Source organism: Knoellia sp. Soil729 (assembly GCF_001427985.1).
Lineage (GTDB): Bacteria > Actinomycetota > Actinomycetes > Actinomycetales > Dermatophilaceae > Knoellia.
In genome coordinates this window covers 1-19,768 of record NZ_LMSA01000008.1, presented here as the reverse complement: position 1 = coordinate 19,768, position 19,768 = coordinate 1, and the positions used below count along the sequence as shown (strand labels likewise).

20 protein-coding genes are annotated in these 19,768 nt (G+C 71.6%); 2 read left to right on the top strand and 18 right to left on the bottom strand.

What is annotated here, in order from left to right:
- The first annotated feature begins 86 nt into the window (after positions 1-86).
- A complete protein-coding gene (locus tag ASG74_RS16730; protein WP_056146404.1) occupies positions 87-902 on the top strand; it encodes an alpha/beta fold hydrolase in 816 nt (271 codons plus the stop codon).
- 21 nt (positions 903-923) lie between these two features.
- On the opposite strand, the gene ASG74_RS16725 is transcribed toward ASG74_RS16730, so the two are convergent.
- The 18 genes from ASG74_RS16725 to ASG74_RS16640 all read right to left on the bottom strand — a co-directional run bounded on the left by ASG74_RS16725 (position 924) and on the right by ASG74_RS16640 (position 19,222).
- The gene (locus tag ASG74_RS16725) at positions 924-1,925 is read right to left on the bottom strand and encodes a GTP pyrophosphokinase (RefSeq protein WP_056146440.1); all 1,002 of its coding nucleotides are present in this window, start codon (positions 1,923-1,925) and stop codon (positions 924-926) included.
- The gene (locus ASG74_RS16720; RefSeq protein ID WP_056146402.1) at positions 1,922-2,572 is read right to left on the bottom strand and encodes an HAD family hydrolase; all 651 of its coding nucleotides are present in this window, start codon (positions 2,570-2,572) and stop codon (positions 1,922-1,924) included. Before ASG74_RS16720 ends, ASG74_RS16725 begins: the two co-directional genes overlap by 4 nt.
- 2 nt (positions 2,573-2,574) lie before the next feature.
- Positions 2,575-4,407 carry an aspartate--tRNA ligase gene (gene aspS, locus ASG74_RS16715; protein WP_056146399.1) on the bottom strand — a complete coding sequence of 611 codons (1,833 nt, stop codon included), beginning with the start codon at positions 4,405-4,407 and terminating at the stop codon, positions 2,575-2,577.
- A 118-nt stretch (positions 4,408-4,525) separates the two neighbouring features.
- Positions 4,526-4,939, bottom strand: a complete 414-nt coding sequence (locus ASG74_RS16710) for a YchJ family protein (RefSeq protein WP_056146437.1) — start codon at positions 4,937-4,939, stop codon at positions 4,526-4,528.
- Positions 4,936-5,580, bottom strand: a complete 645-nt coding sequence (locus ASG74_RS16705; RefSeq protein ID WP_056146395.1) for an NUDIX domain-containing protein — start codon at positions 5,578-5,580, stop codon at positions 4,936-4,938. Before ASG74_RS16705 ends, ASG74_RS16710 begins: the two co-directional genes overlap by 4 nt.
- Positions 5,577-7,286 (bottom strand): CTP synthase, encoded by a 1,710-nt coding sequence (locus ASG74_RS16700; RefSeq protein ID WP_056146434.1) that lies wholly within the window; start codon positions 7,284-7,286, stop codon positions 5,577-5,579. The genes ASG74_RS16705 and ASG74_RS16700 overlap by 4 nt, the downstream gene beginning before the upstream one ends.
- Before the next feature lie 78 nt (positions 7,287-7,364).
- Positions 7,365-8,447, bottom strand: a complete 1,083-nt coding sequence (locus ASG74_RS16695) for a glycosyltransferase family 4 protein (RefSeq protein WP_056146391.1) — start codon at positions 8,445-8,447, stop codon at positions 7,365-7,367.
- Positions 8,444-10,096 carry a murein biosynthesis integral membrane protein MurJ gene (murJ, locus tag ASG74_RS16690; protein WP_056146388.1) on the bottom strand — a complete coding sequence of 551 codons (1,653 nt, stop codon included), beginning with the start codon at positions 10,094-10,096 and terminating at the stop codon, positions 8,444-8,446. Before murJ ends, ASG74_RS16695 begins: the two co-directional genes overlap by 4 nt.
- Positions 10,093-10,905, bottom strand: coding sequence for a hypothetical protein (locus ASG74_RS16685; RefSeq protein WP_056146386.1), 813 nt, complete (start codon positions 10,903-10,905; stop codon positions 10,093-10,095). Before ASG74_RS16685 ends, murJ begins: the two co-directional genes overlap by 4 nt.
- Positions 10,902-11,855: a copper transporter gene (locus tag ASG74_RS16680; RefSeq protein ID WP_056146382.1), complete on the bottom strand. Its 954-nt coding sequence runs from the start codon at positions 11,853-11,855 to the stop codon at positions 10,902-10,904. Before ASG74_RS16680 ends, ASG74_RS16685 begins: the two co-directional genes overlap by 4 nt.
- Positions 11,852-13,033 (bottom strand): putative cytokinetic ring protein SteA, encoded by a 1,182-nt coding sequence (gene steA, locus ASG74_RS16675; RefSeq protein WP_056146378.1) that lies wholly within the window; start codon positions 13,031-13,033, stop codon positions 11,852-11,854. Before steA ends, ASG74_RS16680 begins: the two co-directional genes overlap by 4 nt.
- Before the next feature lie 51 nt (positions 13,034-13,084).
- On the bottom strand, positions 13,085-14,788 hold the full coding sequence (gene recN, locus ASG74_RS16670; protein ID WP_056146375.1) for a DNA repair protein RecN: 1,704 nt from the start codon (positions 14,786-14,788) through the stop codon (positions 13,085-13,087).
- A gap of 7 nt (positions 14,789-14,795) precedes the next feature.
- A complete protein-coding gene (locus tag ASG74_RS16665) occupies positions 14,796-15,728 on the bottom strand; it encodes an NAD kinase (protein WP_056146372.1) in 933 nt (310 codons plus the stop codon).
- The gene (locus ASG74_RS16660; protein ID WP_082569870.1) at positions 15,725-16,528 is read right to left on the bottom strand and encodes a TlyA family RNA methyltransferase; all 804 of its coding nucleotides are present in this window, start codon (positions 16,526-16,528) and stop codon (positions 15,725-15,727) included. The genes ASG74_RS16665 and ASG74_RS16660 overlap by 4 nt, the downstream gene beginning before the upstream one ends.
- A 1-nt stretch (position 16,529) precedes the next feature.
- Positions 16,530-16,766: a hypothetical protein gene (locus ASG74_RS16655; RefSeq protein ID WP_056146366.1), complete on the bottom strand. Its 237-nt coding sequence runs from the start codon at positions 16,764-16,766 to the stop codon at positions 16,530-16,532.
- A complete protein-coding gene (locus ASG74_RS16650; protein ID WP_156465458.1) occupies positions 16,763-17,539 on the bottom strand; it encodes a hypothetical protein in 777 nt (258 codons plus the stop codon). The genes ASG74_RS16655 and ASG74_RS16650 overlap by 4 nt, the downstream gene beginning before the upstream one ends.
- Before the next feature lie 121 nt (positions 17,540-17,660).
- Complete coding sequence (locus ASG74_RS16645) at positions 17,661-18,569, bottom strand: HAD-IIA family hydrolase (protein WP_056146360.1); 909 nt, start codon at positions 18,567-18,569, stop codon at positions 17,661-17,663.
- Positions 18,566-19,222: a tetratricopeptide repeat protein gene (locus ASG74_RS16640; RefSeq protein ID WP_235499079.1), complete on the bottom strand. Its 657-nt coding sequence runs from the start codon at positions 19,220-19,222 to the stop codon at positions 18,566-18,568. Before ASG74_RS16640 ends, ASG74_RS16645 begins: the two co-directional genes overlap by 4 nt.
- Between ASG74_RS16640 and ASG74_RS17355 the strand changes: the two genes are divergently transcribed.
- Positions 19,217-19,501: a hypothetical protein gene (locus ASG74_RS17355; protein ID WP_162252819.1), complete on the top strand. Its 285-nt coding sequence runs from the start codon at positions 19,217-19,219 to the stop codon at positions 19,499-19,501. The genes ASG74_RS16640 and ASG74_RS17355 overlap by 6 nt on opposite strands.
- Positions 19,502-19,768 lie beyond the last annotated feature (267 nt).

Below are 19,768 nucleotides of genomic sequence, written 5' to 3'. Positions count from 1 at the left end.
CGCCGAGTCCTCATCCCTGCTGGTCAGGGACCGGTCCGGTGCGTAGGTTGGAACCGACCCCGCGGTCCACGACGAAAGGTGAAGCCATGCCCGACAGCTCGTCCGTCACGTTGCACCACGAGGACACCGGCGGCGATGGTCGCCCGGTCGTCCTCATCCACGGCTGGCCCCTGTCGGGGGCCTCGTGGAAGGACACCGTGCCTGCCCTCACCGACGCGGGCCTGCGGGTCATCACCTACGACCGGCGCGGGTTCGGGCAGTCGGCCGCCTCCCCGGACAACCACTACGACTACGACTCCCTCACCAGCGACCTCGCCGGCCTGCTCGAGCGCCTCGACCTGCGGGACGTCTCGCTGGTCGGGTTCTCCATGGGTGGCGGCGAGGTCGCGCGCTACGTCGGCACGCACGGTGAGGACCGGGTGCACAGCATCGTCCTCGCCTCGGCGATCCCGCCGTGGCTCGTCAAGAGCGAGGACAACCCCGACGGCGGTCTCCCGCGCGAGGAGGCCCACACGATGCAGGCAGGCCTGCGGGCGGACCGAGAGGCGTTCCTCGACGAGTTTCTGACGAACTTCTTCAGCGCCGACGGCGAGCTCAAGGTCACCCAGGAGCAGCGCGCCGAAGCACTGGCCCTGGCGGCCCAGGCCGACCTCGACGCGGCAGCCGAGTGCATCGGGTCCTGGCTCGAGGACTTCACCGACGACCTCTCCAAGGTCACCGTGCCCACCCTCGTCATCCACGGCGACTCCGACGCGATCGTCCCGATCGAGGTTTCCGGCAGGCGCACCCACGAACAGGTGGCCGGGAGCGAGCTCGTCGTCGTCGAGGACGGCCCCCACGGCATCAACGTCAGCCACACCGAGGAGTTCAACGCGGCGCTCCTCCGCTTCCTCACGGCGTGAGCCCGCTGCACCCCTGACCGGTCAGGACGAGGTGGCGCGCACCTTGTCGAGCCGGGCCGTGAGCGACTCGACGCGGTGCGAGTTGCTGTGCAGGCCGATGTAGCGCGGCCCGAACACGGCCAGGAGTGCGTCGTCGAGCCGTCGCACGGCACCGGCCGGGTACTTGTAGTCCATGCGCTCGTTGATCCCGTCCACGTCGATGGTGCCGAGCAGGCCACCGAGCTCGTCCAGCGAGGTGATGCCGAGCTCGAGCAGCAGCCCGGAGATCCACGAGTAGTGGTCGGTGCGCGACCAGCCCGCCTCCTTGAAGTGCGCGGACAGGAACGCGGCGAGGTCGGTGCCACTGATGCGCGGGTCGTCGTCGGCGGCGACGTTCCCCTGGTCCGCGGCTCCGGCCTGGAGCCGGTCACGGATCGCGGTGAACTCGCGGTCGGCCAGCTCCAGCAGGCCTGCCGCAAGCGTGAACCGGCGATCGAGGTCGGAGACGTCCTCGGCCGGCACGGATCCCTTGTAGCGGACGTCGTGCTCGAACTCGGCCCAGGCGTGCTGGAGGATGGTGCGTACCTGGACTGATGCCGAACGCCCGCGAAGATGCGCGTATGCCGGGTCGCCATCCTCGTCGTCGAGCGTCACCAGGAGGTGCCGGCTGGAGTAGCCGAAGCGGCCCTCCTTGGCGGTCTCCTGACCCAGGTCCCGGTCGTCCAGGACGCTGAACTCCCCCGAGAGGAGGTCGGCCACGGCAGCGACGTCGCCCTGCAGGTAGGTCACGACGCGCACGCCGATCTGGTCGGTGATCTCGGTGAGCGGGTCCGAGTACGCGGCTTTGCCGTCCTGCGTCTGGGACGCCTTGCCGGCGAAGGAGGCGATGCTCTTGGCCCGTCCGGTGACGCTGACGTAGTTGATGCCGGCGTCGTCGAGCATCGCCGTCACCATGGCGACGAACTCGTCGGTGACCCGGCGCAGCTCGGGCTGGAGCTGCGCGTAGCGGCGGACAGCCTGCTGGACGGCCTCGCTCTCGGTCATGACCACCCCAGGACCCGGCGCAGCCCGGAGGTGCCCGTGGCGGGGTCGTGGTGCACTGCCCGGATGCCCAGCTCGAGGGCTGTGGCCACGTTGGCACGGTTGTCGTCGACGAAGCCGACCCCGCTGCGGTCCTCCGGCGCCACGCCCAGGGCCTCGAGCACGCGCTCGAAGTACTCGCGCTCGGGCTTCATGGTCCCGAGATCGCACGAGTAGAACGAACGGTCGAAGAGGTCGTCGTAGCCGAAGCGTCCTCGGAGGAACTCCTTGCGGTGGTCCTGCTGGTTCGTGGCGAGGACGCAGGACACGCCCGACGCCGCCACCTCACGCACGAGCTGGACCGCCTCGCCGTCGGGGTCGACCAGCTCCCACAGGCCCAGGAGGTCATCGACACTGGCCGTGACCTCGGGCCACTCGAGCAGCAGCGCGGACAGGGAGTCGCGGAACGACTCCTCACCACGCAGTGCGGGCAGCTCAGCGGCGAACAGCGCCTCGGCGAACCCCGGTCCTCCCCACGCCTCGAGGCGCGGGGCCCACTCGTGGCGCGGGTGCTGCAGGACGCCATCGGCGTCCCACAGGAGCACTGTGACCGGACGCGCTGGGTCCAGCGGGCGGTCGACCACGATGTCGGACCCAGCGCGAACGGTCACGGTCAGGCCTGCTCGCCGGACTTCGGCCCAGGATTCGGCTCGGACTTCGGCTCGGACTTCGGCTCTGGCTTGGCGTCGACGCCGGCCTCCTTGCGCTGCTCCGGCGTGATGGGTGCCGGCGCTGCCGTCAGCGGGTCGTAGCCGCCACCGGACTTCGGGAAGGCGATGACGTCGCGGATCGAGTCCGTGCCCGCGAGCAGCGAGACGATACGGTCCCAGCCGAACGCGATGCCGCCGTGTGGAGGAGCGCCGAAGGCGAAGGCGTCGAGGAGGAAGCCGAACTTCTCCTGGGCCTCCTCGTCGGACAGCCCCATGACCTTGAAGACGCGCTCCTGGACGTCCCGACGGTGGATACGGATGGACCCGCCACCGATCTCGTTGCCGTTGCAGACCATGTCGTAGGCATAGGCGAGCGCCGGGCCCGGGTCGGTGTCGAAGGTGTCCATGAACTCGCCCTTGGGCGAGGTGAAGGCGTGGTGAACGGCCGTCCACGCTCCTCCACCGACAGCGACGTCACCCGCGGCGACGGCCTCGGACGCCGGCTCGAACAGCGGCGCGTCGAGCACCCACAGGAAGCTCCACGCACTCTCGTCGATGAGCTCGCAGCGCCTGCCGATCTCGAGGCGGGCGGCCCCGAGCAGAGCACGGGAGGACTTCGTCGGGCCAGCGGCGAAGAAGACGCAGTCGCCGGGCTGGGCACCGACGTGGGCAGCCAGACCGGCCTTCTCCTGCTCGGAGAGGTTCTTGGCGACGGGGCCTCCCAGCTCGCCGTCCTCGGTGACGAGGACGTAGGCGAGCCCCTTGGCACCGCGGCTCTTGGCCCAGTCCTGCCAGGCGTCCAGCTGCTTGCGCGGCTGGCTCGCGCCACCGGGCATGACCACGGCGCCGACGTACTCCGCCTGGAACACCCGGAACGGGGTGTCCTTGAAGTAGTCGGTGCACTCGACGAGCTCGTTGCCGAAGCGCAGGTCGGGCTTGTCCGACCCGAAGCGCCTCATGGCGTCGACGTAGGTCATCTGCTCGAAGGGGGTGTCGAGGTCGACGCCGATGAGCTGCCAGACGGCCTTGACGATCGCCTCGCCGAGCTCGAGGACGTCGGCCTGCTCGACGAAGGACATCTCGATGTCGAGCTGGGTGAACTCGGGCTGGCGGTCGGCGCGGAAGTCCTCGTCGCGGTAGCAGCGCGCGATCTGGTAGTAGCGCTCCATGCCGGCGACCATGAGCAGCTGCTTGAACAGCTGCGGGCTCTGCGGCAGGGCGTACCAGGAGCCCGGAGCCAGGCGGGCCGGCACGAGGAAGTCGCGTGCGCCCTCCGGCGTGGACCGCGTGAGGGTCGGGGTCTCGATCTCGACGAAGTCGCGCTCGCCGAGCACCGAGCGTGCGGCAGCGTTGACCTTGGAGCGCAGGCGCAGGGCTGCTCCGGCGGACGACGAACCCGGACGACGCAGGTCGAGGTAGCGGTACTTGAGGCGCGCCTCCTCACCCACCGTGACGCGCTCGTCGATCTGGAACGGCAGCGGCGCGCTGGGGGCCAGCACCTCGATCGCCGAGGCCACGACCTCGACCTCGCCCGTGGGGAGCTCAGGGTTGACGTTGGCCTCGGTGCGGGCGACGACCTCGCCGGTCACCCTGATGCAGAACTCGGCGCGCAGGTCGTGTGCCGCGCCGGTGAGGACCTCGTCGCGCGCGACGACCTGGACCACGCCGCTGGCGTCGCGCAGGTCGATGAAGGCCACTCCCCCGTGATCGCGACGCTTGCCGACCCAGCCGGTGAGCGTGACGGTCTGGTTGGTGTGGTCGGCGCGCAGAGTGCCGGCCTCATGAGTGCGGAGCACGAGGGGTCCTGTCGGTTCGGGGGGTGGGTGAACCCCGTCATCCTACGGAGTCGGGCGGACCACGCACGAACCGCATTTCCGGTGGCGAAGCCTCCGAGCGGCGCGGGCCACGCGGGGCTCAGTCGCTCGGAGCCACACCGTCGCGGTAGAACCAGCGGCCCGCCCGACGCACGAACGTGCTCCGCTCACTCATGGCGCCGCTCTGGCCGGCGCTGCCCGCCCCCGACCGCCAACGGGCCGTGAACTCCACGACGCCCTCGACGTCGTCGCCCGACACCTCGACCACCCGGAGGCCGATCCACTCGACCGAGCTGTCGAGGTCGACCTCCGCCGGCCGGGTCTCGGGGTGCCAGGTGCGGAAGACGTGGTCCGGGTTCCCCACCGCGTATGCCGTGTAGCGCGACCGCATGAGGGTCTCGGGAGTCGGCGGCCAGGTCTCCCGCGTGACGAAGGGACCGCAGCAGGTGGCGAGTGTGGCACCGGCAGGCAGCCCGCCGCACGGGCAGGACTGCGTGGCGCCCCCGGGGATCATGCTCGCTGCGACCCGCCGGGGCCCTGCGGCCACGGGGTGTCGTGGGGGCGCAACGTCGTCCAGCCGCGCTCCCTGCCGACATGGGTCGCCAGGACGGCAGAGACGAGGATCCCGTTCTGCAGTCGCCCGTCGAGCACCGCCTCGAGGACGTCGTCGAGCGCCACCCATGCGACCGGCATACCGTGCTCCTCCGCCTCGCGGACGTGACGGTCCTGCGACGCGACCGGCGAGACGTCGCGTGCGAGGTAGACGCGGATCGCCTCGTCCAGCCCACCCGGTGACGGCCTCAGGTCGACGAGGACGTCGAGACGCTTCGCGACGAGGTCGGCCTCCTCGTGCAGCTCGCGCAGGGCGGCCTTCCACGGGGGCTCGCCCGCGACGTCGAGAAGGCCGGCGGGCACCTCCCACTCGCGCATCCGGATGGGGTGGCGGTACTGGTGGACCAGGCAGATGCGATCGTGCTCGTCGAGCGCGACCACCGCCACGGCGCCGGGGTGCCTGACGTACTCGCGCACGTGCAGCCCGGCATCGCCGAGGTCGACCTGGTCGCGCACGACGTCCCAGACACGGCCCGCCATGACGACCTCCGACTCGCGCACCTGCTGCGGGTCGAACTCGTCACGGAGCTCCTGCGGGGTCATGAGACCTCGGCCTCCAGGCTCACCTTGGGGCGCTCGACCTCGACGAGACGGGCGGCCCGCTGCTCCTCGATCGCTGCTCCGATCAGCCCCGCGAAGAGGGGGTGTGCCCGCGTCGGGCGTGACTTGAACTCGGGGTGGGCCTGCGTCGCGACGTAGTAGGGGTGCTCGTCGCGCGAGAGCTCGACGAACTCGACGAGCCCGAGGTCGGGGTGCGTGCCCGAGATGACCAGGCCCGCGTCCTCGATTTGCGCCCGGTAGTCCTCGTTGACCTCGTAACGGTGGCGGTGGCGCTCGTCAGCACTCAGGGCGCCGCCGTAGACCTCGGAGACCACGGAGCCGGCGACGAGGTCAGCCCGCTGCGAACCCAGCCGCATCGTGCCGCCGAGGTTGCCGGCGCCCTCGACGAACGCCTTCTGCTCCTCGATGGTCGCGATGACCGGTGCGGGCGTCTCGGGGTCGAACTCGGTCGAGCTCGCGCCCTCGATGCCGGCGACGTTGCGGGCGTACTCGATGACCATGCACTGCAGCCCGAGGCAGATGCCGAGCGTCGGGACGCGGTGGGTGCGTGCCCACGTGAGCGCCCCGAGCTTGCCCTCGATCCCCCGCACGCCGAATCCGCCGGGCACGAGGACTGCGTCGACACCGCCGAGAGCCTTCTGGGCTCCGGCCTCGGTCTGGCACTCGTCGCTGGCGACCCAGCGGATGGTGACCTTGGCGTCGTGGTGGAAGCCGCCGGCGCGCAGGGCCTCGGTGACGGACAGGTAGGCGTCGGGCAGGTCGACGTACTTGCCGACGAGCGCGACCTCGACCTGGTGCTCTGGGTTGTGGACGCGCCCGAGCAGCTTGTCCCAGTCGGTCCAGTCGACGTCGCGGAAGATCAGCGACAGGCGACGGATGACGTAGGCGTCGAGGCCCTCGCGGTGCAGCACCTTGGGGATGTCGTAGATGCTCGGGGCGTCGACGCAGGCGGCAACGCCCTCGGTGTCGACGTCGCACATGAGCGAGATCTTGCGCTTGATGGAGTCGGGGATCTCCCGGTCGGCGCGCAGGACGAGGGCATCGGGCTGGATGCCGACCTGGCGCAGCGCTGCGACCGAGTGCTGGGTCGGCTTCGTCTTGAGCTCGCCGCTGGGCGCGAGATAGGGCACGAGCGAGACGTGGAGGAAGAACACGCTGTCGCGACCGAGGTCGTGGCGCACCTGGCGCGCGGCCTCGAGGAAGGGCAGCGACTCGATGTCACCGACCGTCCCCCCGATCTCGGTGATGATGACGTCGGGCGCCTCGGCGTCCTCGACACCGGGTGCGCCGGCCGCCTGGGCGCGCATCCGGTCCTTGATCTCGTTGGTGATGTGCGGGATCACCTGCACGGTGTCCCCGAGGTACTCACCACGGCGTTCCTTGGCGATGACCGTGTTGTAGACCTGCCCGGTCGTGACGTTGGCCTTGCCGACGAGGTTGCGGTCGAGGAAGCGCTCGTAGTGCCCCACGTCGAGGTCGGTCTCGGCACCGTCGTCGGTGACGAACACCTCGCCGTGCTGGAACGGGTTCATCGTCCCGGGGTCGACGTTGAGGTAGGGGTCGAGCTTCTGCATCGTCACGCGCAGACCGCGTGCCCTGAGCAGGAATCCGAGGCTGGATGCCGTGAGGCCCTTGCCGAGCGAAGAGGCGACGCCTCCGGTCACGAAGATCTGTTTCGTCTGAGCCACCACGGGCTTCAACAATACGTCATCGACGAGGGCCGGCTCACCACGACGCACCGCGGGGCAGACGAAGGCACCGCCATGTCAGAGGACCGACCGGTATGCCGCGAGCGCGGCTTCCAGCGCATCGGCACTCGTGGGGAGCTCGCCTCCACGACTGATGGCGCGAGAGCGCAGGTCGTCACGCACTGCTCCGTGGACGAGGACGTCGGCCAGGGCCCGAGCCATGGAGGCGACGTCACCCACCGGCACGAGGATCGCGGCGTCCCCGACGACGGCGCCCGTGCCACCGGCGTCCGTGGCCACGATGGCCGCACCGGCGTGGAGCGCCTCCTGGAGCCCGACCGGCTGGCCCTCCCAACGCGCCGTGGAGACCACGGCGTCGGCTGCCGCGATGAGGTCGGCGACGTCGGTGCGGTGGCCCAGGAGCCGGACGGGGACACAGCACGTGTCGATGCGTTGCTGGAGCCGCTCGCGGTCGGGGCCGTCCCCGGCGACGGCGGCCAGCACGGGGATCTCGTGGCGCTGGAGCATCTCGGCGACAGCGTCGATCAGGAGGTCGAGGTCCTTCTGGGGTGCGAGACGCGCGACCGTGACGAGTAGGAGCGTGCGTGCGTCGATGCCGAGGTCACGGCGGACCGCGTAGCGGTCGTGGGTCACCGTGCCGGGCGGCGGTGCGGCGATGACCGCGAGCTCCGCGCGTCGCGCACCCAGCCCGAGCTGGGTCTCGACGATGTCCGCGGAGACACCGAGCACCAGGTCCGCGGCCCGGGCGACGACGCGCTCCAGGACCGCATGGATCCTCCCGGAGAGCCCTCCACCGGGCGAGGCGTTGTGCAGCGTGACGACCAGCGGTGTGGGGACGCGCACGAGGGCGAGGGCGGCCAGAGCCCCCACGCGGGCACCGTGGGCGTGGACGACGTCCGCGCTGCCGCCCACGTCACGCATCGTGGCGATGGCACGGGAGTCGTGGAGTGGGTGAGGGCGGTCGGCGATGCCGAGCGCGACGGTCGCGGCCCCGGCCCCGGCGAGGTCGAACTGGTCAAGCTCACCGGCAGGCGCGAGCACCACGACGTCGTGCCCGGCACCCACGAGGCCCTGGGCGAGCTCGCGCACGTGCTTGCCCGTGCCACCGGTGCTCGTGCCCATGATGAGAGCGACTCTCACTGCTGCGACTCCTTCTGGCGACGACGACGACCCCGGTCGCGCAGCTCCTGCACTCCCGCCCGGTCCATCACGAACATGCCGAGCACGTGCACCACCATGGTGAGACCACCGACCAGGACGCCGGCCCCCAGCGAGGCGAGCACACCGCTCGTGTCGAGGAAGTGGGTGAGGCTGTCACCGATCGCGATGGCGATCGCCGCCGCCACCACGGCGGCACCGAGGGTGCGACCCGTCCCGGACAGGGCGCCCGGTCCCCACTCGCGACGCACGAGGAGGGACAGGACGATGGCCGAGCCGGTCATGCCCAGTGTCGACGCGACGCCGAGGACACCCAGGGTCGTGGCCGCGTCCGAGCCGTCGGGGATCCACACGACCGGCAGCACCCCAGCGACGAGCCACCCGCCAGCCACCACGGCACCGGCATGCATCGGGCGTCCGCGGACATAGAGCGCGCGGGTGAGCAGGGCGGCCACGCTGAAGCCCACAAGGCCCGGAGCGTAGGCCGCCAACCCGCCCGGCAGGGCCGTGAGCGCGTCCCGCCCCGTTCCGCTGCCGCCACGGTCCCAGGCGAGGAAGAAGCCGCCGACGTGCCGCGAGACGGCGATGAGCGCGGCCGCCGCGCCGGACGTGAGCAGGATGACGCCGCGCAGGCTGCGGGCCATGGTCCTGGCTGCCGTGGACACCGAGGCACTGTCCCGGTTCGCCCCCTCCGCGTGCGCGAGGGCCGGGAAGGCGGCGGTCGCCACGGGAACGGCAAGGACGGCATACGGCAGGAGGTAGACGGCCTGGATGTAGGCGTAGGCGTTGACGACACCGATGTCGATCGTTCGCGGCTCGTGGGTCAGCCACAGCGTCAGCGCGACGGCGGTCTGCTGGGCGGCCAGCGCGAGGACACCGGCGCCGGCCAGGGTGGCCGCCCGCCGCCCGAGGCCCCCCGGGAAGGACAGGGTGGGGCGCAGCCGTGTGCCGGTGCGCAGGGTGGGGACGAGGAGGGGCAGGCTGAGCACGACGACGCCCAGGGTGGTGCCGCCGGCGAGGACCCAGACCGCCTTCGAACCCACCGCGTCGGCGGGGACCGGGCCGCTGACCATGCTCCGGTAGGCGACGTAGGCGGCCATCACCACGATGCTCGAGAACAGCGGAGCCAGGGCAGCCGCGAGGAAGCGTCGGTGGGCCTGCAGCACACCGGCCAGGACCACGCCCAGGCCGTAGAGCACGATCTGCGGGGCGAAGATCCGCAGCATGTCGGTGCCGAGCGCCACGCTCCCCGGCCGCCTCCGGTCGTCGAGCAGGAGCTCGCTGAGCCACGGTGCCGCCACGAAGACGGCGACCGACAGGGGCACGAGGATGACGACCGCCCAGGTCAGCAGGGCCGAGGCGCTCCGATCGGAGTCCTCCCGCCGACCCGCCCCGAGCTGCCCCGCCACCAGGGGGACGGCGATGGCCGCGAGCGCCCCACCGGCCGCGACCTCGTAGACGACGTTGGGCAGGGTGTTGACCGTCTGGTACGTGTCACCGACCGGGCCGGCACCGACACTGCCCGAGAACACCATCGTCCGGACGAAGCCCGCGAGCCGGGAGAGCAGCGTGGCCACGGCGACCACGACGGCTGCGCGCGCCACTGACGTGCCGATGGCGCCCTTGGTCACGCGCGACCCCAGCGATCGAGCCGTCGCAGCACCTCGTTGCCGTCGATGACCTTGCTGAACGACACCTTCTCCGACAGGACGGTCAGACCGGCGGTGACGGCGAGCGCGACGAGCCGACCGCGCAGCCCCGTGCGCTCGAGGAGGGCGAGACCGACCAGGGCACCGGCGGCGTTGGCACCGGTGTCTCCCAGCATCGACGTCCCTCGCAGGTCACCCGGAAGGACACCTGCCGCTGCCCCGACCGCCGCTGCCGCTGTCGCCGCGCCGCGGGTGGAGACCGGCACGAGCAGCGGGAGCGCACTGACGGCGACGACCTTGAGCGTGCGACCCGGGCGGAGGTCGAAGAGGTTGGCGAGGTTGGCCGAGCCGGCGACGGCCGCGCCACCCACGAGCGAGGTCAGCAGCCCGTGATCCGTGTGCCGGTCGGCGAGCACGGCGGCGGCAAACCCCGTCGCGCCGAGGCCGACGATCTTGACCGCTCCGGTCGTCACCTCACCCCGGGCGAGGGCACCGAGGTGGCCCCTGAGGCCCTTGCTCGAGGAGTCGCCGGCAAGGTCGTCGAGCGCACCGAAGCCCCCGGCGCCGAGGGCAGCCACGAGGCCCGGCAGGGCCGGGGGGCCTGCGGCGAGCGCACCCGTCGCGGCAGCCACGGCATACACCGGTCCCTCGAGCAGGGTCACAGTGCGGCCGGCGTGGTTGACGCGCTCCCACCGCGCGCGCCGGCTGTCGGGGAGGCGCGGGTGCGCCGCCATGGCTGCCCACGCGGTGGTCGCCGCGACGACCGCCCCGAGGAGCGGACGTCGGCTCATGACGCCGGGATCGGCGGGTAGGCGCCGGACACACCGTCGCCGAGGCCGTACTGGCCCACGTCGCCGGCGAGCTGCTCGACCAGGGCGTAGACGACGCTGACCCGGCCCAGGGACAAGCCCACGTCGTCGACGGTCGAGAGCGTGCGCGACGTCGCCGCGTCACCGCGTGCCGCGCGCACCACCGAGGCGCCACCCTGGAACCCGGTGACGCCGACGTCTGCAGCCAGCACGGCTCCACGGCCGGCGCGGTCAAGGGCTGCAGCGAGGCCGGCGAGACGGGCGGCCTGCCGGTCGCGCTCGGTGGCGATGTCGCCCTTGATCGGCGCGCTGACGAGGACGGCCGTGCTCGCCCGCGTGAGGTCCGCCGCCTCGGCGTCGATGAGCTCGGCCCCCGCAAGGGCGTCGAGGGCTGCCTTGCCCGCGTCGCTGATGGCTGCCGCGTCGGGGGCCACGAGGGCGGTCGCGAGCACCTCGTCGAGCGGGGCCAGGTTGGCCTTGTCGGCCTCGGGGAGTCCCAGCGCGCGTCGTTGCTCGCTGGCGAGCTGGCGCTGCTTGGCCCTGGCGTCGTCGTCCTTGGGGACCCAGGTGTCCCTGACCGTCGTCTGTGACACGACCGTGGCACCGGCTGCCTTGAGGGTCTCGATGACGGCCTTGGTGTCGTCGGCGTCCGCGTTGGGCAGCACCACGAGGGCGACCTTGACGTCGGTCAGGGTGCCGCCGACGAGCCGTTGACGGGCCGCCAGCGTGAAGTCGTCGTGGGCCGTGGCCGACTTGCGCGCGGCATCGAGCTCGGCGCGCAGGGTGGCGCGGTCCTCGCGCAGCTGTGTCACCTCGGACGTGAGCGTGTCGCCGATCTGCCCCTTGAGGGGCCCCGCACCGAGCACGATCCCCACGGCCAGGGCCATGAAGATCGAGACGATGGAGACGAGGTGGTAGCGGAAGTCGATCACGTGAAGATTCCTCCGAGTGCTGACCAGAGATCGTCGAACCGTGCGCCAAGCACCTGCAGGAGCACCTTGCCCCCCGGGGTGGCCCAGAGCGCAGCCGCAAGCGCCAAGAGGCCGACGAGCACCATGAGCAGGAGCGAAGCCCCCGAGATGCGCGAGCGGTAGAGGCGGCTCACCCCCTTGGCGTCGACGAGCTTGCCACCGACCCGCAGGCGGGTGAGGAACGTGCTGGCCATGCCTGAGCGGCCCTTGTCGAGGAACTCAATGAGCGTCGCGTGCGTGCCGACGGCGACGATGAGCGTGGCCCCCTTGTCGTCGGCGAGCAGCATCGCGACGTCCTCGCTCGTGCCGGTGGCCGGGAACACGACAGGTTCCACACCAAGCTCGACGACGCGTTCAAGACCGGGTGCCTTGCCGTCGCGGTAGGCGTGGACGACGACCTCGGCGCCGCACTGGAGCGTCGCGTCGGAGACGGAGTCCATGTCGCCGACGATGAGGTCGGGCTTGTGCCGCGCCTCGACGATCGCGTCGGCGCCACCGTCGACGCCGATGAGGATCGGCTTGTACTCCCGGATGTAGGACCGCAGCATCCGCAGGTCCTCCTTGTAGTGGTAGCCGCGCACGACGATGAGGACGTGACGACCCTCGAGGTCGGTCCTGATGTCGGGCACACCGACACCGTCGAGGAGCAGGGCTCGCTCCTGCTTGAGGTACTCCATGGTGTTCGCGGCGAACGCCTCGAGCTGGACGTTGAGCCCCTCGCGTGCCTCGGCCATCGACGCGACGACCGACGGGCCGTCGAGGGCCTGACCGGTGGCCACCACCTTCTCGCCCGCCATGAGGTTGTCGCCGTCGAGGTGGACGAGGGTGCCCTCGGAGACCGCCATGGCGTCCTCTCCCACGGCGTCGAGCAGGGGGATGCCGGCGGCGAGCAGGATCTCCGGGCCGAGGTTGGGATAGCGGCCCGAGATCGAGCTCGCGGCGTTGACCACTGCCGAGGGACGACAGGCCACGAGCGCCTCGGCGCTCACCTTGTCGATGTCGATGTGGTCGATGATGGCGATGTCACCCTGCTTGAGCCGCTTGGTCAGGTCCTTGGTGCGCGGGTCCACGCGGGCAGGTCCACTGACCCCAGCGGGAGCGGGGTCGCGTTCGCGGCGCAGTCGGGTCGAGAAGGGCATCCCGCACATCGTGCCACGGTGCTCTGCGACCTTCGCAGAGGGCGCGGCCGCTCAGACCTGTGCGTTCTGGCCCAGGCCCGCGAGCAGGTCACGGGCGTGCTCGAGGGCGGCCTCGCTCACGGTGCCGGCGAGCATGCGCGCCAGCTCGGTGACCCGCTCCTCCCCCTCGACGCGCCGCACCCCGCTGCGGGTGACCTGGCCGTCATCGGACTTCGAGACCACCAGGTGGTGGTCGGCGTGTGCGGCGACCTGCGCCAGGTGCGTGACGACGATGACCTGGGCGGAGGCGGCCAGCGCGGCGAGCCGGGCACCGATGTCGAGGGCGGCCCGTCCGCCCACCCCGGCGTCCACCTCGTCGAAGACGAACGTGGGCACCGATCCGGTGGCCTCGGCGGTCGCGACCTCGATGGCGAGCATCACTCGCGACAGCTCACCACCGGAGGCGGTCCTGCTGACACTGCGGGGCGCACTGCCGACGTTGGCGGCCAGGCCGATCTCGACGTCGTCGCCACCGTGGGGACCGAGACGGCCGGCCGGTTCGACACCCACGACCACTTGGGCCGACCCCATCGCGAGGTGGGACAGCTCTTCGGCGATGCGGGCGGCCAGCGCCTTGCCTGCCTTGCGACGCGCGGCACCGAGCTTGTCGGCCGCTGCGGCGCGCGCGGACTCGAGCTCGCCCACCTCACGCTCCAGCTCGCCGATCCGGTCGTCGTCTCCCTCGAGCTCGAGGACCCGGCGTGAGGCCGTGGCGCTCCAGGCAAGGACGTCGTCCACCGTGTCCCCGTAGCTGCGGGTCAGCTCGCCCAGCAGCGCTCGACGCTCCTGGACCCACTCGAGCCGCCCGGGGTCGAGATCCACGTCCGCGACATAGCCCGACAGGTCGGAGGCCAGGTCGGTCACCAGGTGGCTGACGTCCGTGAGCCGGCGTTCCAGCTCGGCGAGCGCGGGATCGTTGTCACTCACCTGCGCCAGAGCGGCCCGCGCCCGGGCGAGGTCGCCCATGACCCCGTCGTCGATGCGCGCGTCGGCCTCGTCACCCCCGACGAGCAGGCTTTGGGCCTGCGCGGACCCTCGGCGCAGCTCCTCGGCGTGGGCGAGGCGCTCGTCCTCGATGCGCAGCGCGGCATCCTCCCCCGGCTGCGGCTCGGCCGCCTCGATGCGCTCGAGGCCGCGGTGCAGGAGGTCGAGCTCCTGAGTGCGCTCGCGCGCGGCAGCGCGCAGGGACTCGAGCTCTGCGAGGGCCGCTGCGTGCGCGGCATACGTGCTTTCGTATGCCGTCCGCACCTTGGCCAGCGCCGCTCCCCCAAAGGCGTCGAGCAGCTCCCGGTGCTCGTCGGGGCGGCGCAGGCGCCACTGGTCGGCCTGGCCGTGCACGGCCACGAGGTGCTCACCGAGCTCGCCCAGGACGCCGACGGGAGCGCTCCGTCCACCGACGTGGGCGCGAGACCTGCCCTCGGTGGCGACCGTCCGGACGAGGACGAGCACGTCGTCGACCTCTCCCCCTGCCTCGATGGCGCGCAGGCTCGCCGGGGAGTCCGGGGGGACCGCGAAGACGCCCTCGACGACCGCGCGGTCAGCGCCTTCACGCACGAGTCCGGCGTCCGAGCGCGCGCCGAGCAGCAGGCCGAGGCTCGTGACGACCATGGTCTTGCCCGCACCGGTCTCGCCGGTGAGCACGGTCAGGCCCGGGCCGAACTCGATGAGCGACTCATCGATGATGCCGAGGTCCTGGATCCTGATCTCTTGGAGCACGGGTCGGTCAGCCCGCCTCTGGGCCGGTGTCGTTGGCGCGCCGGGCTGCGCCGCGCCAGCCGTGCACGGAGAGGTCGAACTTCTCGACGAGCCGGTCGGTGAAGGGCGAGGAGGCGAAGCGTGCGAGCCGCACCGGGTGGGGACTGCGGTGCACCTGGATGCGGGCTCCGGGCGGCAGGTCGACGGCGCGGCGCCCGTCGCACCAGACCACACCGGCGCCTTCGGTGCGCGGGACCACCTCGACGGCGAGCTGGCTCTCGGGACCCACCACGAGGGGGCGCGCAAAGAGCGCATGGGCGCTGATCGGCACGAGCAGCATGGCCTCGACGTCGGGCCACACGACAGGGCCTCCGGCGGAGAAGGCATAGGCGGTCGAACCGGTGGGAGTGGCCATCACGACCCCGTCGCAGCCCCAGGTGGACAGGGGCCGGCCGTCGATCTCGACGGTGAGCTCGATCATCCGCTCGCGCGAGGCCTTCTCGACGGTGACCTCGTTGAGGGCCCAGCTCTCGAAGACGGTGACACCGTCATGGATCGCCGTGACCTCGAGGGTCATGCGCTCCTCGACCGTGTAGTTGCGCGAGACGACCCGCTCGACGGTGACGTCGAGGTCGTCACGCTCGACCTCCGCGAGGAAGCCGACGTGGCCGAAGTTCACGCCGAGCAGGGGCACGCCCGAGCCACGGGAGAGCTCTGCCGCGCGCAGGATGGAGCCGTCCCCGCCCAGGATGCACACGAGCTCGCAGCCACGGGTGGGGTCTTCGGGGTCGGCGCTGATGAGGTCAGGAGCGTCCTCGAGCGGAGTGCCGCGCATCTCCTCGCTCACGACCGCGACCGCCACACCGGCGGCCTTGAGCCGCTTGACCACACCAAGGGCGTGGTCGTGCACCTCGGGGCGGTTGGGGTGGACGACGAGGAGGATGCACCGCGACTCGCTCACGCTCGACCCTCCTTGCTCAGCTCTGTGACGGCGGCGGCAACCGCCGTGGAGTCCATCGTGCCCGAGACCCCTGACCGGGCCCACAAGAGGTACTCGGTGTTGCCCTCGCCACCGTGGATCGGGCTGCGGATGAGCTCGTGGACGCCGAGGCCGGCCGCCTCTGCGGCGGCGACGACGTCCGTGAGCGCCCGTCGGCGCTGCCGTGGGTCGACGACGATGCCGTTCTTGCTCAGCCGGCCGCGACCCACCTCGAACTGGGGTTTGACGAGGAGCACCACGTCCGCCCCCGGGAGGCTCAGGCGTGCGATGGGTTCCAGGACCAGAGTCAGGGAGATGAACGACAGGTCGCCGACGACGACGTCGAACCGGCCGAGGTCGTCGGGTCCGACGTCCCGGATCGACGTGCCACTGACCTCGGTGACGCGCGGGTCGGCGCGCAGCTGCGCCACGAGCTGGTCGTGGCCCACGTCGAGCGCCACGACGTGATTGGCCCCTCGCGCGAGCAGGACCTGGGTGAAGCCACCCGTCGAGGCACCGACGTCCAGGCAGCTGCGCCCGTCGGCGGTGAGCCCGAGCGGCGCCCACGTGGTGAAGGCGTGGTCGAGCTTGTGTGCCGCGCGCCCCACCCACCGGGGTCGCTCGTCGGACACCTCGACGACGCTCGACTCGTGCGTCGGTGTGGCCGGCTTGCGGGCGACGCGCCCGTCGAGGGTCACGAGCCCGGCTTCGACGAGCTCCCTCGCCTCCCCCCGGGATCGGGCGAGGTCACGTCTCACGAGCTCGGCGTCGAGCCGCGCGATCTCAGCCTCCGAGGTCGCTCAGCCGACCCTGCAGCGTGCGCTGAACCTGTTCGCCGCGCTCGATCTGGGCGTCGAGGTCGTCGTCGGGCGTGTCGGCGAGGTCGCGCAACGCGGCATCGATCACCAGGTCACCGGTCTCCGGCGCCGCGTGCTCGGTCGCGGCCGCAGGGGTCGCTTCCGGGGGCGCTGGCTGCTCCGGCACGTCGGCGGCTTGCGCCTGCGTGGTCTGCTCGTTCACGCGCTGCCCGTCGAGGTCGTCTTGGTCTTGGCGGCCGTCTTCTTCGCGGAGGACTGCTTCGTGGCGCTCGCCTTCTGGGCAGGGGCCTTCTTGGCAGCGCTCTTCTTCGCGGTCGTGGCCTTGGTCGTCGCGTTCTTCGTCGTCGAGGCCTTCGTCGCCGAGGCCTTCTTGGCGGTGCTCGCCTTCGCGGGCGAGGCCTTCCGGGCCGTGCTCGGCTTCTTGGCGGGCGACTTCTGAGCGGGCGACTGGGCAGTGCTCTTCGTCGCAGCGCTCTTCGTCGTTGCCCGGGCCTTCTTGGCCGTGCCCGTCGCTGTGCTCGCCGTCGCCGCCGTCTTCTTCAGCGCCGACCGGGCCGGTCGTCGAGTCGGGGTGCTGTTCGGCGCGGCCGCGGCGAGGGTGTCGTCCACGGTGTCGGTGGCAGCACCGCCTGCTGCGTCCGCAAGCGTGACCACGCCACCGGCGGCACCGGAAGCCGCTGCCACAGAGCGTCCCGAGAAGCCCCCGGCCAGCTCCTCGACCTGGCTCCGGAGCGTCTGCACGGTGTCGGCGACGTTGGCGAGCTCCTGCTGGAGCGTGGAGACGTCGAGGCGGCCGACGGCCTTGTCGACCTCGGCGCGCACGAGGGAGACGAGGTTCCTGCGGTTCGTGTTGGCGGCGGCGACGAGGTCATCAGCCAACCTGCTCGCCTGCTTGGTCACCTTCTTGGGTGACAGGTCCGCGTTGGTGAGCGCCACCAGCTCGGCGGCTGCATCCTTGGCAGCGCTGCGAGTCATCTCCCCCAACCCGGACGCTAGCTCGACATATGCCTGGATCGACCGCTTGACCATGGTTCCTCCTGTGCTTGGTGATGGTTTGCGCCCACGCTACTGCCCGAGCTCGATGCGGTGCAGTGCGTCAGTGCACCAGGGCGGCGAGTTCGGGCGGAAGCGTCCCGGCGCCGTCAGGGCTCCCCTGGCCCTGGTCGCGCCGATCCCACTCCCTGCTCAGTGCGTCACCGGTCGCGCGGAGCTCCTCCACGTCGGCGAGCAGGGCACGCAGGTCGCGGGCGACCCAGGTGGGCCTCGCGCCCGCCGGCGCCGCAACCGCGTCCTCGATGCCGTGGACTCCGGTGAGGACCAGGAGCGAGTCCATCCCCGCGTTGTGCGCGCCCTCGATGTCGGTCTCCAGGCGGTCACCGATGGCGAGGACTCGCTCGGGATCCACACCGAGTCGCTCGGCACACATGAGGTAGAGCGGCTCATCGGGCTTGCCCGCCACGAGCTCCGGTCCGCGCCCGACGGCCGCGCCCACCGCCAGGACCAGGGCACCGTTGCCGGGCGCGTAGCCCGACGCCGTCGGCAGGGTGTGGTCGGTGTTGGTCGCCATCCACAGGGCGCCACGCTGCACGGCGTACGCCACCTGCGCGAGGTCGGTCGCCCGCACGTCCGGCCCGTAGCCCTGGACCACGGCCACCGGGGACTCCTCGACCGAGGAGACCGGGACGAAGCCGCTCTCGCGCAGCGCCAGCGCCACCCCCTGGCCGCCGATGGCCAGCACCGCGGCGCCCGGTTCCAGGTGACGGGTGAGGACCCACGCGGCAGCTTGGCTGCTCGTGGCCACGTCGTCGTCGCTGAGGTCGAGGCCGAGCCGGCGCAGGTGTTCGGCCACCTCGTGAGGAGGCCGCGAGGCGTTGTTGGTGGCGAACTGGATCGGGACTCCGGCAGCGGCCAAGGTCTCCACGGCGTGCGGCACCGCCGGGTCACCGCGGTAGACAACCCCGTCGAGGTCGCAGACGATCGCGTCGTAGCGGTCGACGAGCCTCACTCGTCGACCTCGTCCTCCTCGTCGGCCCCGTCGAGCAGGTCGGTGGTGCTCACCCCGTCGAGCTCCTCGAGCCGCTCGATCGCGTCGGTCTCGTACTCCTCGTCGGCGTCCGCCGACCTCTGGAACCACTCGCGGGCCTCGTCCACGCGACCCAGACCGAGCAACGTGTCGGCGTAGGCATAGGCAAGACGGGGTTGGTTCGGCTTCTTGAGCTCGGGGATCTGCAGGGCCACGAGCGCGGCGTCGCTCTGGCCGAGGTCTCGGCGGATCCCGCCGATGACGATCGCCAGCTCAACCCGCTCCTGCTTGGGCAGCCTTTTCGCCTCGGGAGACTGGGCCAGGTCGAGTGCCCGCTCGTGACGGCCGAGCCCACGCTCGCAGTCGACCATGAGCGGGATCAGGTGGTCCGAGCCGCTGATGCGCCGCACCGTGCGAAACTCCCCCAGGGCGCGAGCGAAGTCTCCGGCACGGTAGGCGACCATCCCCAGTGCCTCGCGGGCTGCCGGCACGCGTCCGGCGCGGCGCACCGCGGTCTCGGCATGTGCCATGGCGTTCTCGATCTCGTCGGCCTCGAGCAGGGCAGCCACCATGACGAGGTGTTGCGCCACGCCCTCGGCGTTCTCCTTGCTCAGCGTCCGCAGCTGCTGGTGCACCGAACGGTCCAGCTCCTTGCCCGTGACACCGTCGGGGATCCGGGGTTCCGGCCGGCGCGGCGTCTTGGGCGCCAGGCGGGGGCCGCCGCGCTGCTCGCGGTCGCGCTCGGCACCACCACGGGTGGGGCGACCACTGTCGCGCCGATCGTCACGGCGGCCAGCAGAAGGGCCATCTCGACGGTCGTCGCGCCCCCGGTCGTCGCGCCCCCGGTCGTCGCGTCCCCGGTCGGGACGGTCACCGCCTCGGGGCGCTCGGCCACTGGCGTCGCGCCCGCGTGAGCCCCCTGCACTGGGTCCGCCTCGACGCGCGTCGTCTCGACCGGCGCTCTCGCGGCGGGGTCCACGGTTCTCATCGGACATGAATGGCCTCCAGGGCAGATCTTCGCGGCCACGCCGCAGGAGCAACGGACAGTCTAGGGGAATGCGTGGATACGCACGGTCACCGGAAATGAGAAATGGCCCGCCATGGTGGTGGCGGGCCATTTCCGTGAATGGTTGTCCGGCTGCGTCCTACTCTCCCACACCGTCACCAGTGCAGTACCATCG

Excerpts from the sequence above, each read along its gene's own strand:
- ASG74_RS16730 (WP_056146404.1), top strand. The coding sequence starts at position 87 with ATGCCCGACAGCTCGTCCGTCACGTTGCACCACGAGGACACCGGCGGC.
- ASG74_RS16725 (WP_056146440.1), bottom strand. The coding sequence starts at position 1,925 with ATGACCGAGAGCGAGGCCGTCCAGCAGGCTGTCCGCCGCTACGCGCAG.
- ASG74_RS16710 (WP_056146437.1), bottom strand. The coding sequence starts at position 4,939 with ATGATCCCCGGGGGCGCCACGCAGTCCTGCCCGTGCGGCGGGCTGCCT.
- ASG74_RS16705 (WP_056146395.1), bottom strand. The coding sequence starts at position 5,580 with ATGACCCCGCAGGAGCTCCGTGACGAGTTCGACCCGCAGCAGGTGCGC.
- ASG74_RS16685 (WP_056146386.1), bottom strand. The coding sequence starts at position 10,905 with ATGAGCCGACGTCCGCTCCTCGGGGCGGTCGTCGCGGCGACCACCGCG.
- steA (WP_056146378.1), bottom strand. The coding sequence starts at position 13,033 with ATGCCCTTCTCGACCCGACTGCGCCGCGAACGCGACCCCGCTCCCGCT.
- ASG74_RS16650 (WP_156465458.1), bottom strand. The coding sequence starts at position 17,539 with ATGACTCGCAGCGCTGCCAAGGATGCAGCCGCCGAGCTGGTGGCGCTC.